This window comes from Devosia sp. CAU 1758, assembly GCF_054482695.1.
The window spans coordinates 651,518-664,903 of the sequence record NZ_JBTLRJ010000002.1 but is presented as its reverse complement, the minus strand read 5'-3'; the positions used below and the strand labels follow the sequence as shown (position 1 = coordinate 664,903).

Sequence of the window (13,386 nt, the reverse complement as noted above, 5' to 3'; positions counted from 1 at the left end):
GAATCCGAACCTATGACCCACTTTGCCGCCTATCCCAGTCTCAAGGATTGTCCCGTCGTCATTTCGGGGGGCGCGTCCGGTATCGGCGAGTTCATGGTTCGCGCCTTCGCCGAACAGGGCGCCAAGGTCGGCTTTGTCGATATTGCGGTCGACGCCGGGGAGGCACTGGCCTCCGAACTGCGCCGTGCTGGCCGGGCTGTCCATTTTATCCGCTGCGATGTCACCGACATTGCCGCCTACCAGTCCGCCATAGCCGAATTGGCACGTCTGCATGGTGATGCGTTGGTGCTGGTCAACAATGCCGCCCATGATGAGCGCCATCAATGGGCGGAGGTGTCGCCGGACGAGTGGGACCAGCGCATGGCGGTCAATCTCAAGCACGCCTTCTTTGCCATCCAGGCCGTGGCGCCGGGCATGACAAGGGCGGGCAGGGGCTCGATCATCAATTACGGCTCGATCAGCTGGATGATCATGACCCCCGACATTCCGGTCTATGAAACCGCCAAGGCCGCTATGCATGGCCTCACCCGTGCCATGGCGCGCGAGCTGGGCCCGTCCGGTATTCGCGTCAATTCGCTGGTTCCCGGCGCCGTTATAACCCAACGCCAGCTCGAACTCTGGGTCAATGCCGAGACCCTGGCCGAGGTCAAAAAGGCCCAGGCCATCCCTGAAGCACTTTCGCCCGAGGATTGCGCCCGCATGGCTTTGTTCCTCGCCGCCCAGGACAGCGCCATGATCACAGGGCAGCAATTCCTCGTCGATGCGGGCTGGGCCAATAGCTGATCTTCGTTCATCCCCGGTTCAGGCTCTTCCCCTCATCACGCTCCTGCCTTATTCAAGGGCAACACAAGGCCACCTGTTACCGAATCCTATGGGGGAAACTTATGAAGTCGAAGGTCCTCGTCGCCCTTGCCGCGACCCTGGCACTGAGCGCCTGCACTACCACCAATCCCTATACCGGCCAGTCGCAGCTCTCCAACACAGCGGGCGGCGGTTTGATCGGTGCTGGCGGCGGTGCCATCGCGGGTGCCATTGTTGGTGCGGCCGTAGGTGGTGATCCGCGCGTCGGCGCCTTGATCGGTGCCGGCGTTGGCGGCCTCACCGGTGCTGCTATCGGCAACTATATGGACCAGCAGGAAGCCGAGCTGCGTGCCCAGCTGCAGGGCACCGGCGTCTCGGTCACCCGCGTGGGCGACCAGATTATCCTCAACATGCCCTCCAACATCACCTTCGCCACTGATCAGTCGACAGTGCAGCCCCAGTTCAACCAGACCCTGGTCTCCGTGGCGCTGGTGCTCAAGAAGTTCGACAAGACCATTGTCGATGTCTATGGCCACACCGACAGCCAGGGCGACGACGCCTACAATCTCTCGCTCAGCCAGCGCCGCGCCGTTTCCGTCGCGACTATCCTGGCCAATCAGGGCATCGACCAGCGCCGCTTCTACATCGAAGGTAAGGGCGAAACCTCTCCCATCGCATCCAATGCCACCGAAGCCGGTCGCGCCCAGAACCGTCGCGTCGAAATCCAGCTCTCGCCCATTCGCGGCTGAGTTTGGTCTGCACGAAATGCAAAAGGCGCGATCCGCACGGGTCGCGCCTTTTGCTTTGAAGAACAGTCTGGTCTACTGCTCGGGCGTTTCTACCACCGGTTCGGAAGTCGGCGTGCCCGGCTGCATGTCGGTGCCCGGCGCACCGGAGAAAATCTGCATCACCAGCAGAATCGCGATGAGAATGGCCAGAGCGCCCAGTCCGTAGAGCCACCAATTGGTCGGACCGGTCGAGCCGACTGTAGTGTCGTGTTCTCCCGCCACCTTCAGGCCTGAACCATCGGGCACATCCAGCTTCGCGCCGTTTTCATCCACCAAATGATCGACTTCAGCCACCTGCGGCGAATGTTCTTCCTTGGGTTCGGCCATCAGAAATCCCCTTTCAGCACCGTCTCGGTGCCGACACCGCTCTCGACGCCTTCGCGCACTTCGGCAATGGCCTGATCGATTTCCTCCGGCTCGAAGGCCACGGGCTTACCTTCGGTCTGCGCTCCAGTGGCTTCGGCCTTGAGTTGGTTGAGCAGTTCGATTTTTTCGCGAGCAGTGAACAGGGTGTGGTGGGCGATCTGCATCGGGTTCAGCTGGTCGCCTCCGCCCATTCGCTGCTTGAGGGTGTCGAACACCATTACAATATCCTCCTGTGGCCGGAATTCAGGGCTTATGGAGTTCAATGCCCGGGGCGCTAATGGAGTTCCACCCACTGCAACCGAGGGAAAGGTTTAACTTCGTCTTGAGAAGTTGAGGGTGAAATAAGGGCGCTAGGAGAGCATTTTATGAGCCGTTTTATCGGCTTCTTCATTTCCGGAACACACCGGCGCAGCCTGCGGCTGGTGCTCTGGCTTGCCTCATTTGTGGTCATGCTCTCCGGAGCCACTTGGATCGTGGTCGAACAGGTGGCGCAAAACATGCGCACCGAAATCGGCCAGGGGTTGCAGCCGTACGAAAGGCTGCGCTCCAATGTGATGTCCACCTTCGATATCATGGAACAGCGCCTGACTACCGATCCCTGTTCGCCGGGCTTTCTCGATGAAATGCGTCGCATCGCTTTTCTGCCTGATGGCATCAACGAACTTCTTTATGTTGATGGCGGAGCGGTGATCTGCTCCGTCAATTCAGGGGTCTTCCCGCGCCCCTCCCAATTGGGCGCCCCTGATATTGATGGCGCCAATCCATTCAGCGTTTCTTTCTGGCTCGACCGGGATTTGACCTTCCTCGACCTCGCCGGGGTCACCGGAACCATCGCCCGGCGCGGTCAGCACGCGATGGTGATCCCCGCCCAGCCGCTGCCTGCCACGGGCCCGCGCTGGATGGATCACGAGCTTGTCTTCAGGGCGGTCGACAGGCGTTGGTGGCATCGCTCCGGCGTACCGGGCATCTACACCGAAGCCATTCTTCACAATGGCTCGCCGCTGTCTAACTTGATTGGTGGGGCCTTCTATCAGGTCGCCTGCGATACAGCCGGCGTGCATTGCCTCGCCGGCAGGGCCATCCTGGTCAATCTGTTCTCGCTGGGTTGGGCCAGCATTAGCGTCATCCTCCTGGTCGTGGCGGTTCTGTCCGCATGGGTGTCGCAGCAGGCACTTGCCTTGATCGAACGCTATTGGTCCTTTGAGGCCCGCTTCCTGCGGCGCCTGGAAAAGGGATCAATCGTTTGCGCCTATCAGCCTCTGCTCGACCTCAAGAGCGGCATTGCCACCGGCTGCGAAGTCCTGGCCCGTTGGCAGGATGTCGATGGCACCATCGTGGCCCCGGACCGCTTCCTGCCCATCATTGAAAAGCACGGCCTGACCGAGCGCTTCACCGCCATGGTTGTCGCCTATGCCTATGCCGATCTGGTCTCGCGCGTGCCGGCCGGGATTCGGCTGCAAGTCAATTTCAACATCTTCCCGCAAGATCTCGATGCCGGTCGCCTCGTACCCGTCTTTGCGCCTTTTCTCGTCGACTCCCCGTTCGACGTCGTGGTCGAAATCGTGGAGACTGCCGAGATCAGCCCGGAAACGGCGCAGGTGGAAATCGAACGGCTCAGGGCTGCCGGGCTCAAGGTCTATATCGACGACTTCGGCGCGGGATATTCGTCCATGCACAACTTGGCCGCCCTTTCCATCGACGGGGTCAAGCTCGACCGCTCCTTCGCCATGGCTCCCAATCACTCGGTCATGGCCCGCATGCTCGATCATGCCATCGATCTGGTCCGGGCGTCCGGGCGCTCGCTGGTTGTCGAAGGCGTCGAAACCAATGAACGTCTCGAGGCGCTCAAGGCCACAGGCGTCGTGGACTTTGCCCAAGGCTATTGTATTTCTCGGCCGCTGTTGATCGAGGGCTTCGTGGCCTATCTGGCTGCACACGGCCCGCGGCCTGCCTCTCGCCCACGCCTCGTGGCCTGATCACATTTTCAGTTTTCCCGAAACCTGTCCGAGGTCGCCGCGTTGCCCTTGCACACCCCAAGCAAGGAGGACCAAATGGCCTATGATGACAAGCGTGTCGACACTGCCGACGTCAAGGAAACCCATGACCTGATCGCTTCCGACAAGGTCGAGGGCACCAAGGTCTATGACCCCAATGGCGAGCATATCGGCTCGATTGAGCGCATTCTGGTCGAAAAGCGCGGCGGCAAGGTTTCCTATGCCGTTCTCAGCTTCGGCGGTTTCCTCGGCATCGGTCACGATCACTATCCGCTCCCCTGGTCCAAGCTCGACTATGACCAGGAACTGGGTGGCTATCGCGTCGATATCACGAAGGATCAGCTCGAAGGCGCGCCTCGATATGAGCGCGAGGACGATGATTTCTGGACCGCCGAGAACGGTCGTCGCGTCCACGACTATTATGGCGTGACGCCCTACTGGATTTGATCCGGTTCAAGCCATTTCAATGACCTGAGCATTGCCGGCCGACACTCGTAAGGGTGTCGGCCTTTTCAGGACTCGCGATCACGATGCCGTGAACAATCGTGGCGTCTGTAACGCAGGGCACTCAGCGACGAATGTCTTCGTGTCGGAACCTGGAGGGTTCCTGAAACGAGGAGAATTTCGATGAACCGCCTGTCCACATTTGCCTTGGCCGCTTCACTGACAGCCGCCCTTGGCGGCTCTGCCGTTGCCCAGGATGCCATGGCCACGACCGAAAAGTGCTACGGCGTGGCCCTTGCCGGTGCCAATGATTGTGCCGCCGGTCCCGGCACCACCTGTGCCGGCACCTCCACCATCGATTATCAGGGCAATGCCTGGAAAGCCGTTCCTGCCGGCACCTGCATCGCCATGATGATCGACGGCGATCGCATGGGCTCGCTAGAGCCGCTGGACCGCGACCTTCCCATGGCGAGCTGATTGTCCAGGCGGGGGGCTCAAGGGCCTCCCGCCTTTTTGCCACCAGGGAGGTTTCCATGCCATTCGATAGCCTGCCGGCCCGCCCGGGCCTCGGTCTCAAGCCCCAGCATTATGCGCAGATAATCGCCGAGCGGCCCGATCTCGGCTTTTTTGAAGTGCATGCTGAAAATTACATGGGTGAGGGCGGCCCGCCACATCGCTACCTGGGCGCCATCTGCGACCATTACGCCTTATCGCTCCACGGCGTGGGCCTTTCAATCGGCGGCGAGGCGCCTCTCGACCTGGACCATCTCGCGCGTCTGCGCGCCCTTGTCGAGCGTTATAAGCCGGCCTCCTTTTCCGAGCACCTGGCCTGGTCCAGCCACGACGGGGCCTATCTCAACGATCTCTTGCCTGTCCCCTATACGCCCCGGACGCTGGACCGTGTCGCGTCTCATGTCGATCAAGTGCAGCAAGCGCTCGGGCACCCCATGCTGCTCGAAAATCCCTCGACCTACGTGCTCTTTGAAGAGAGCACCATCGACGAGGTGGATTTCCTCGCCGCCATCGCCACCCGCACCGGCTGCGGCCTGCTGCTCGACGTCAACAATGTCATGGTCTCTGCGGTCAATCACCGGCTCGACCCATTCGCCTATATCGACCGCTTTCCAATCCAGCATGTGGGTGAGATTCACCTCGCCGGTTATGATGAAACCACCGACGATGCCGGCGAACGCCTGCTGATCGATGCCCATGGCAGCCGCGTCGGTCCCGATGTCTTTGCGCTATTCTCTCACACCATCGCTCGCACCGGGGCACTGCCGACCCTCATCGAATGGGACAATGATGTACCCGCATTCGATGTGCTCATGGACGAGGTGCGCCTGGTCGATGCGGTTCTCGATGGAACCATCGCGCAAAGGCGTGCGTCGTGACCAGTCAGGACCACTTCACCTCCGCCCTCACCGATCCGTCCCGCCCGGTGCCGGCAGGTCTGCTCTCACCTCGCGGCACGTCAGACACCAGGCGTTTCGCGGTCTATCGCAACAATGTCCATGTTGGCCTTCTCGGTGCCATTGCCGCGCGCTTTCCGGTGATACGGCTTGTGGTGGGCGCGGACTTCTTTTCCGGCATGGCCCGGCTCTATGTCGGCGACAACAAGCCATCCTCTCCGGTGCTGCTCCACTATGGCGACAGCTTCCCCCAATTCATCGCCACCTTCGCCCCGGCATCCGGCCTGCCCTTCCTGCCTGACCTGGCCCGGCTGGAGGCCATGTGGACGGAGGCCTACAACGCCTTCGACACGGCAGTACTGACCCCGGCCGATCTCGGCGCGATGGCCCCCGACAGTTTGGGCAATCTGCGCCTCCGCCTCGCGCCCCCAACGCGCCTGGTCAGTTCCGCCTTTCCCGTCGGCTCCATCTGGTCCGCCCATCAGGTCACGCCCTTTGTTCCGCCCGTCAATACAGGTCCCGAGCGGGTCCTCCTGACGCGCCCTCAGGCAGATATGCGGCTCACCATCGTGCCGCCGGCTGCCGCGCTGTTGCTGTCGGCGCTGGCCATGGGACACGCCCTGGGCACGGCGGCAGAAACCGTGCTGGCCACCCATCCCGATTTCGATCCCGGTTCGGCCCTTGTTGGCCTCGCGGGGCTCGGGGCCTTTGCCACTCCGCAACAGGAGCCTCACCATGTTTTTTGAGCGCTTGACCGGCCTTGTTGCTCGCACCGACCGGACCCTTGCCGCCATTCCACCGGCCTTGCCGCTGCTGGCCCTGCGCGTGGCGCTGGCCATTCCGTTCTGGCGTTCGGGCCTCACCAAATGGGATGGCTTTCTCAGCCTCTCATCGGGCGCCCGCTATCTCTTTGAGCAGGAATTCCGGCTGCATATCCTTGGCCAGGCTTTCGCCTATCCGGCACCGCTGGCCATGGCCTTTCTCGCCGGCCTGGGCGAGATCGTGCTGCCGGTGCTGCTGGTGCTCGGCCTTGGCACCCGCTTTGCCGCTTTGGGTATTCTGGGCATGACAATGATCATCCAGCTCACAATCCCCGATGGCCTTTACAATTTCCACCTGCCCTGGTTCGCCATGGCCCTTGCGCTCACCGCCTATGGCGGCGGCGCAATCTCGGTGGATCGCCTGCTCACGGGTTGGGCGTCGCGGCGCCTCAAGGGGTCTGCACACCCCGCGCATTGACATAGATGGCGTAAAGCCCGGTCGTTGCGGTGATGAACAGACGGTTTCGTTGCGGACCGCCAAAGGCGAGATTGGCAACAGTCTGCGGCACCAGGATCTTGCCGCAGAGCTTGCCCGTGTCGTCGAACACCTGCACCCCATCGGCCGCCGAGCACCAGACCCAGCCCTCGCTGTCGACACGAAACCCGTCGGGGATGCCCTTGTCGACCCATGCGAACGGCCCTGCGTCCCGCAGCACTTTGCCATTGTCGACCAGATCAAATGCGCGAATGTGCCGGGGCACTTCGGGGTCATGGCTGGCCCCTGAATCGGCTACATAGAGCCGCCCCTCGTCAGGCGAGAAAGCCAGGCCATTGGGCTGCACGAAATTGCCCACCATCAGCGAGACCATGCCAGTCTCGCCGTCGATGCGATAAACGCCGTGCACCGGCTGCTCCGGCGGAGATGCGTAGCCCTCATAATCCGAAAGTATGCCGTAACTCGGGTCGGTAAACCAGATCGAGCCATCCGACTTGACCACGACATCATTGGGCGAATTGAGTTTCCTGCCCTCGAAGTTGTCCGCCAACACCGTGATCGAGCCATCGGTCTCCGTCCGCGTCACGCGCCGCGTGCCATGCTCGCAAGAAACCAGCCGGCCCTGCCGATCGCGGGTGTGGCCATTGGCAAAATTGGACGGCGCTAGATAGACCGACGTCGATCCGTCAGCTGGCAGATAGCGCAGCACGCGCTGGTTTGGGATGTCCGAAAAATAGAGGCAGTCATGGTCGGAGAACCACACCGGCCCTTCCGCCCAGCGGCAGTCGGAATAGAGCAGGTCAAGCCGGGCATTGCCCAGGATCTTGCGCGCGAAGCGGGGGTCAATCACCTTATAAAGCGGTTCGGCAGCCATGTTTTCCTCCCCATGCGCACCAGAGCCATAATGCGCCCCGATGCGCCGGGCAATGTCTATGTCACGCGAGAATGGACCCAGGCTTGGACCGGCCTGACGGCCCGTGTCTTTTCTCGCAAGCGCCCGGAATTGCCGTGTTTTCGGGACCACCCTCTTGCCGTTCTACCCGCACATCATCAGAAAATCACGCCCATTCGTTGGTCCAATTCGCTCTTAACAAGTAATTTTCGCCGCTAATATCGTTGAATTTGACTCTATGACGGCTTTCCCCTATCCAAATGTCCCACAAATAGGAGAAAGCTGCGTGAGTGTCTCCGGGACTGGACTCAGTGCTGGTGATAGCGCCCCAGCGGCCACCGGACTTCGATCGAAGGACTGAAGTTGGGGAGCGCCTGATGGCGCCAAACGATCTACCGCTTTGTTGGGAGGCAAGGCGGTTGGGCAGGATTGATGACCACAGCAGGTGGCATCAACAAGAGGGTGCATTCGCGCACCAAGGGAGGGAAAATGAAACTTAACACTTTTATTGCCGGCAGCATGGCCGGTCTGATGGCATCGACGAGCCTTGCCGTTGCAGGGCCGGAAATCGTCGCCGGTCCCGGTGTTGATCCAGGCTGCTTTGCGCCTTGGGACGCAGAGACGAAATACTTCCAGTGGCCGGCTCAGGAGGGTCCCTACAAGGTTGCCGTGGTCAATGGCTTCGTGGGCAATGGCTGGCGCATCCAGATGATCAAGACCGCCAAGGCCTTTGCCGAAGACCCGGCCATGAAGGACAAGATTGCCGAGTTCAAGGTGGTCTCTACCGGCACGGATGCAGCAACCCAGCTGGGTGCCATAGAAGACTTCATCAATCAGGGTTTTGACGCCATCGTCACCATCGCCGTGTCCCCTGAAGGCTTTGATCGTGTGATCAGGCTGGCGGATCGGGAAAATGTCGTGCTCGTGCCGTTCGACAACGTGCTTGATACCGATGCCGTCATGCAGGTCAACGAGGACCAGCTGGCCATGGGCCGCTCCTGGGCCCAGTTCGTGGTCGATGAGCTCGCCAGCCAGGGCAAGACCTCGGGCAAGCTGCTCGAAGTGCGCGGCCTCGCCGGTAACTCGGTCGATCGTGACCGCTCGATCGGCATCCATGCCGTGCTCGATGAATCCGGCGGGGACTGGGAACGCATCTCGGTCGTTGGCAACTGGGATGATGGCACGGCGCAGAAGGTCGTGGCCGACGCCATTGCGGTGCATGGTCAGTTCGACGCCATCCTGGCGCAAGGCGGCACGACCGGGGTGGTTCAGGCCATGCTCGACGCCGGCCACCCGATGGTGCCTGTCGCCGGCGAGTCCGAGAACGGCTTCCGCAAGCTGGTCGCCGAACACGCCGATGCAGGTCTCAAGAGCATCTCCATCGGTCAGTCGCCCGGCCTAGTCGCCATCGCCATGAAGGCAGCCGTGTCAGCGCTGGAAGGCAATGTCATGCCCCAGCTGATCTCAGTTCCATTGCCCATGGTAACCTATGACCAGCTCGAGGACGGCGTGAACTATTGGTCCGATCTTCCGGACAATTTTTTCACCGTGAACGAGTTCCCGGCCTGTGGCGTCAACATCACCGGTCCGGCCATCATGGCCCAGAACGAAGCCGACGCGACTTAAAGCGCGATCCGGCACATGAACAGGGCGAAGGCGGCGCGGCGCGTCGCCTTCGTGTTCCATTGCCGACGGCGAGCCCGTTCCCGCCGTCCAGTCTTACCCTCATCACCCCACAGGTGCCCGCCAGATGGCGGGGAAATGGGAGCCGCGCCTTGACGTCCAGCCCACAGATCGACCCGCCCATCGTCCAGTTGAGCGGCGTGTCGAAATACTTCTCGGGCGCACGGGCGCTCGAAAATGTCGACTTTGCATGCCGCAAAGGCAGCACGCACGCCATTCTGGGCGAGAACGGCGCGGGCAAGTCGACCCTGATCAAGATCATTTCCGGCGTGTTGCGGCCCGACCGGGGCGAAGTGCAGGTCAATGGCCAGTCGGTCCATTTCACCTCCCCGTCCGACGCAGCCAGGGCCCGTGTTGTCTGCATTTTTCAGGAATTGTCGCTTCTGCCTGATCTGACCGTGGCGGACAATATCTCCATCGCCGATCCGCCCCGGCGCTTTGGCATGATCGATGCGCGCGCCCAGCGGCGCCGCGCCGAAGCGCTCCTCGCCCGCATCAAGTGCGAGGATGTCGACCCTAATGCGCTGGTGCGCGATCTGAGCCTGTCGCGGCGACAGATGGTGGAGATCGCCAAGGCACTGGGCAAACAGCCCCAGGTGCTGATCCTGGACGAAGCCACGTCGGCGCTGACCAGCCGCGACGTCCAAACCGTCTATGACCTCCTGGCCGAGCTCAAGGCCGACAGTGTCGCGAGCCTCTTTATCTCCCACCGGATGAACGAGGTGGAGGCGCTGTGCGATACGCTCTCGGTGTTCCGCAATGGCAGTCATGTCGAGACCTTTGCCAAGGGAACACGGTCTGATCGTGACATCGTCCGCATGATGATCGGGCGTGATGTCGAAGCGCAGTTCCCGCCCAAACCGGCGCCGGGGACCTATGCGGCCCGCCTCGGCATCGAAAACCTGCGCTGGGAAAACCGCCTCAAGGGCGTCGACCTGGAGGTGGGCGCTGGAGAAATCGTCGGGCTCGGCGGCCTTGATGGCCAGGGGCAGAAGGAATTGCTGCTTGCCCTGTTCGGCGTGTTGCGGGACGTGGAGGGCACCATGTCCGCCGGCGGAACGCGTGGCATTCCTGCTTCCCCCGCCATGTCGAAATCGGGCAGGGCGCGGATTGCCCTGGTCCCGGAAGATCGCAAGACCGAGGGCCTGATGCTGCCCATGTCGATTGCCGACAATCTCATTGCCGCCTCCTACGACAGGATATCGCGCGGCCCGTTCATCGATGGTGTCCTGGAGCGTCAGGCCGTTTCCGATGGCGTCGCCAAGCTGCAGATCAAGATCGGCAGGTCTGAGGATGCTGTCGCCACGCTCTCGGGCGGCAATCAGCAGAAAGTGGTCATCGCCAAATGGTTGATGACCCGGCCCGACATCATCCTGCTCAACGACCCGACGCGGGGCATCGATGTCGGCACCAAGCAGGAAATCTACCGGCTGATGCGCGACCTGGCCGATGAGGGCAAGGCGATCCTCTTCTATTCGACTGACTATGCCGAATTGATCGGCTGCTGCGACCGCGTGGCGGTCATGTATGACGGCCGGATCCTGACCGAATTGCGCGGGGACGCGATCACCGAAGAAGCCATCGTGGCGGCAGCGCTCAATATCGACACGGGAGCAGCGGCATGAGCGAATATACCCGCGTCCTGTCTGCCAGCATCCGCCAGAACCGGGGCTTCTATGGCGCCCTCGTGCTGCTGGCGGTGCTCTATATCACCTACAATTTCATTCACCCCCGTGGCTTTTCCACCGCGGTCCTCGTGCAGAACGCCAATGAAGTGGTCGCCATCGCCTTCGTGGCCATGGCGCAGACCCTGCCTGTCCTGCTCGGCGGGCTGGACCTGTCTGTCGGCGCCGTCATGACCCTCTCGGCCTGCATTGCCTCCGAACTGGTCAATGGTTCGCCAGCGCAGATCGTCCTCGGCATGATCATCACCCTGCTTTCAGGCGCCGCCTTCGGCCTGATGAACGGGCTGATCATCGTCTATGGCCGCTTGCAGCCGATCATCGCCACCCTTGCAACCGGCGCCATTGCCATGGGGCTGGCCCTGTTCATCCGGCCCAATCCCGGCGGCAATGTCGATGGCGATCTCAACTGGGCCATGACCAATGCCCTGTGGGATTTCGTCGATACCTATCAATTGTTCGATCCCGACGCGGCCTGGTTCCGACCCTTCGCCTGGATCCCGGTGCCGCTGATCTTCCTGTTCGGCATTGCCGCGCTGACCTGGATTCCGTTTCGCCGCTCGGTGACCGGACGAACTGTCTATGCCATCGGGTCCTCGGAAGGCGCGGCCTTCATGTCCGGCCTGCCCATCAACCGCGCCAAGATCGCCGCCTTTACCCTCAGCGGCTTCTTTGCCGCCTGTGGCGGGCTCTATCTGGCCATCCAGACCTCCTCGGGCAATGCCGATATTACCCAGGCCGGCACCTATACGCTCAACTCCATCGCCGCCGTCGTGCTGGGCGGAACCTCGCTCATGGGCGGCGTCGGCAGCGCCATTGGCTCGCTGGTCGGGGCGCTCATCCTGCGCGTAATCTCGTTCTATTTCCGCATCGTTTCCATCGACCCGCTCCTGCAGCCGCTGGTCGAGGGCATCGTCCTGCTCGTCGCTGTCAGCCTTGGCGCCATCAGGACGCTGCGGATCAAGAACCGGCTCGACCTCTTCCGATAGGTGATATCTTGCACTCTCTCCTCGCGCGCATAAATCCCGAGACCCGGCCGTCTTTCATCGCCTCCGGTTTCATTCTCGTCATCCTCCTGGTGGGCACGGTCTATACGCTCGTGACCCAGGGCGCCGCGCCGCTCCTCTCGCCCAATTACATGCTCCAGCAACTCCAGACCGGGGCTTTCCTCGGCATTGTGGCCGCCGGGATGATGATGGTCATCCTGCTCGGCCATATCGATCTCTCCATCCCCTGGACACTGACCGCCGCTGCCATGATGGCGACCACCGTGGGCGGCGACTTGGCCATTCCCACCGCCATCGGCGTTGGCATCGTGGTTGGCCTCGCCAATGGCATGGGCGTGGCCTATTTGCGCATTCCCTCCATGATCTTCACCCTGGGCATCGACTCGGTCCTGCGCGGTCTCATGGTTGTCCATACCGGCGGCTTTGCCCCGCCCGATCAGGCAACGCCGCTGATGCGGTTCCTGGCTGCCGACAAGGTGCTGGGCATCCCCGTGGCCATTTTCGTCTGGGCGCTGGTGTCGGTGGCGATCGCCATCATCCTCAAGCGCACCGGCTTCGGGCGATCGGTCTATGCCACGGGCAATCGTGAGGCGGCGGCCTATCTCTCCGGCATCAATACGCGCTGGGTGATCATCGGCGCCTTCGTCATCTCAGGCGTCTGCGCGGCGCTGGCGGGCGTGCTGCTGGCTGGCTATTCGGCCAAGGCCTATCAGGGCATGGGCAACGCCTTTCTCCTGCCTTCTATCGCTGCGGTCGTGCTCGGCGGCACGCGCATCCTGGGCGGACAGGGCCGCTACACCGGCACCATCATTGGCGTCGTCCTGATCGTGCTGCTCAATTCGGTGCTCTCGATCATGCAGATGCCGGAAGCAGGACGGCAGGTCATCTATGGCACGGTCATCGTCGGCATGCTGCTGGTCTATGGCCGCGGCCAGAAGGTCGTTTCCTAGCGCCTCGCGGAACGGAACAACGGAAATCACCGGCACTATCGGTAGAGCAGCGTCGGCAACCACATGATCAACTCGGGGATGCTCGGGGATGAAGGTCAGAAGCAGCAGTACTG

At 61.9% G+C, this 13,386-nt stretch carries 15 protein-coding genes; 12 read left to right on the top strand and 3 right to left on the bottom strand.

The genetic code is table 11. From position 1 onward, the window contains the following. The first annotated feature begins 12 nt into the window (after positions 1-12). Complete coding sequence (locus ACXYMS_RS09265) at positions 13-783, top strand: SDR family NAD(P)-dependent oxidoreductase (protein ID WP_458905647.1); 771 nt, start codon at positions 13-15, stop codon at positions 781-783. Positions 784-884: 101 nt separating this feature from the next. Beyond that, positions 885-1,550 carry an OmpA family protein gene (locus ACXYMS_RS09260; protein ID WP_458905645.1) on the top strand — a complete coding sequence of 222 codons (666 nt, stop codon included), beginning with the start codon at positions 885-887 and terminating at the stop codon, positions 1,548-1,550. Positions 1,551-1,622: 72 nt separating this feature from the next. On the opposite strand, the gene ACXYMS_RS09255 is transcribed toward ACXYMS_RS09260, so the two are convergent. Both ACXYMS_RS09255 and ACXYMS_RS09250 read right to left on the bottom strand, forming a co-directional pair. Then, the gene (locus tag ACXYMS_RS09255; protein ID WP_458905643.1) at positions 1,623-1,916 is read right to left on the bottom strand and encodes a hypothetical protein; all 294 of its coding nucleotides are present in this window, start codon (positions 1,914-1,916) and stop codon (positions 1,623-1,625) included. Beyond that, complete coding sequence (locus ACXYMS_RS09250) at positions 1,916-2,173, bottom strand: hypothetical protein (RefSeq protein ID WP_458905641.1); 258 nt, start codon at positions 2,171-2,173, stop codon at positions 1,916-1,918. The genes ACXYMS_RS09255 and ACXYMS_RS09250 overlap by 1 nt, the downstream gene beginning before the upstream one ends. 147 nt (positions 2,174-2,320) lie before the next feature. Between ACXYMS_RS09250 and ACXYMS_RS09245 the strand changes: the two genes are divergently transcribed. From ACXYMS_RS09245 to ACXYMS_RS09220, 6 genes are all read left to right on the top strand, one after another. Next, positions 2,321-3,931 (top strand): EAL domain-containing protein, encoded by a 1,611-nt coding sequence (locus ACXYMS_RS09245; protein WP_458905639.1) that lies wholly within the window; start codon positions 2,321-2,323, stop codon positions 3,929-3,931. A gap of 75 nt (positions 3,932-4,006) precedes the next feature. Further along, complete coding sequence (locus tag ACXYMS_RS09240) at positions 4,007-4,396, top strand: PRC-barrel domain-containing protein (RefSeq protein WP_458905637.1); 390 nt, start codon at positions 4,007-4,009, stop codon at positions 4,394-4,396. Positions 4,397-4,576: 180 nt separating this feature from the next. Further along, a complete protein-coding gene (locus ACXYMS_RS09235; RefSeq protein ID WP_458905636.1) occupies positions 4,577-4,870 on the top strand; it encodes a BufA1 family periplasmic bufferin-type metallophore in 294 nt (97 codons plus the stop codon). Positions 4,871-4,926: 56 nt separating this feature from the next. Next, a complete protein-coding gene (gene bufB, locus ACXYMS_RS09230; RefSeq protein WP_458905635.1) occupies positions 4,927-5,784 on the top strand; it encodes an MNIO family bufferin maturase in 858 nt (285 codons plus the stop codon). Continuing rightward, a complete protein-coding gene (locus ACXYMS_RS09225; protein WP_458905633.1) occupies positions 5,781-6,548 on the top strand; it encodes an HvfC/BufC family peptide modification chaperone in 768 nt (255 codons plus the stop codon). The genes bufB and ACXYMS_RS09225 overlap by 4 nt, the downstream gene beginning before the upstream one ends. Further along, the gene (locus tag ACXYMS_RS09220; RefSeq protein WP_458905631.1) at positions 6,538-7,041 is read left to right on the top strand and encodes a DoxX family protein; all 504 of its coding nucleotides are present in this window, start codon (positions 6,538-6,540) and stop codon (positions 7,039-7,041) included. The genes ACXYMS_RS09225 and ACXYMS_RS09220 overlap by 11 nt, the downstream gene beginning before the upstream one ends. On the opposite strand, the gene ACXYMS_RS09215 is transcribed toward ACXYMS_RS09220, so the two are convergent. Further along, a complete protein-coding gene (locus ACXYMS_RS09215) occupies positions 7,013-7,933 on the bottom strand; it encodes an SMP-30/gluconolactonase/LRE family protein (protein WP_458905629.1) in 921 nt (306 codons plus the stop codon). The two genes, ACXYMS_RS09220 and ACXYMS_RS09215, sit on opposite strands and share 29 nt — an antisense overlap. 507 nt (positions 7,934-8,440) lie before the next feature. On the opposite strand from ACXYMS_RS09215, the gene ACXYMS_RS09210 reads away from it, so the two are divergent. The 4 genes from ACXYMS_RS09210 to ACXYMS_RS09195 all read left to right on the top strand — a co-directional run bounded on the left by ACXYMS_RS09210 (position 8,441) and on the right by ACXYMS_RS09195 (position 13,273). Next, positions 8,441-9,577, top strand: a complete 1,137-nt coding sequence (locus tag ACXYMS_RS09210; RefSeq protein WP_458905627.1) for a sugar ABC transporter substrate-binding protein — start codon at positions 8,441-8,443, stop codon at positions 9,575-9,577. A gap of 149 nt (positions 9,578-9,726) precedes the next feature. Then, positions 9,727-11,259, top strand: coding sequence for a sugar ABC transporter ATP-binding protein (locus ACXYMS_RS09205; protein ID WP_458905626.1), 1,533 nt, complete (start codon positions 9,727-9,729; stop codon positions 11,257-11,259). Next, the gene (locus ACXYMS_RS09200; protein WP_458905624.1) at positions 11,256-12,305 is read left to right on the top strand and encodes an ABC transporter permease; all 1,050 of its coding nucleotides are present in this window, start codon (positions 11,256-11,258) and stop codon (positions 12,303-12,305) included. The genes ACXYMS_RS09205 and ACXYMS_RS09200 overlap by 4 nt, the downstream gene beginning before the upstream one ends. An 8-nt stretch (positions 12,306-12,313) precedes the next feature. Further along, on the top strand, positions 12,314-13,273 hold the full coding sequence (locus ACXYMS_RS09195; protein ID WP_458905622.1) for an ABC transporter permease: 960 nt from the start codon (positions 12,314-12,316) through the stop codon (positions 13,271-13,273). Positions 13,274-13,386: the final 113 nt, after the last annotated feature.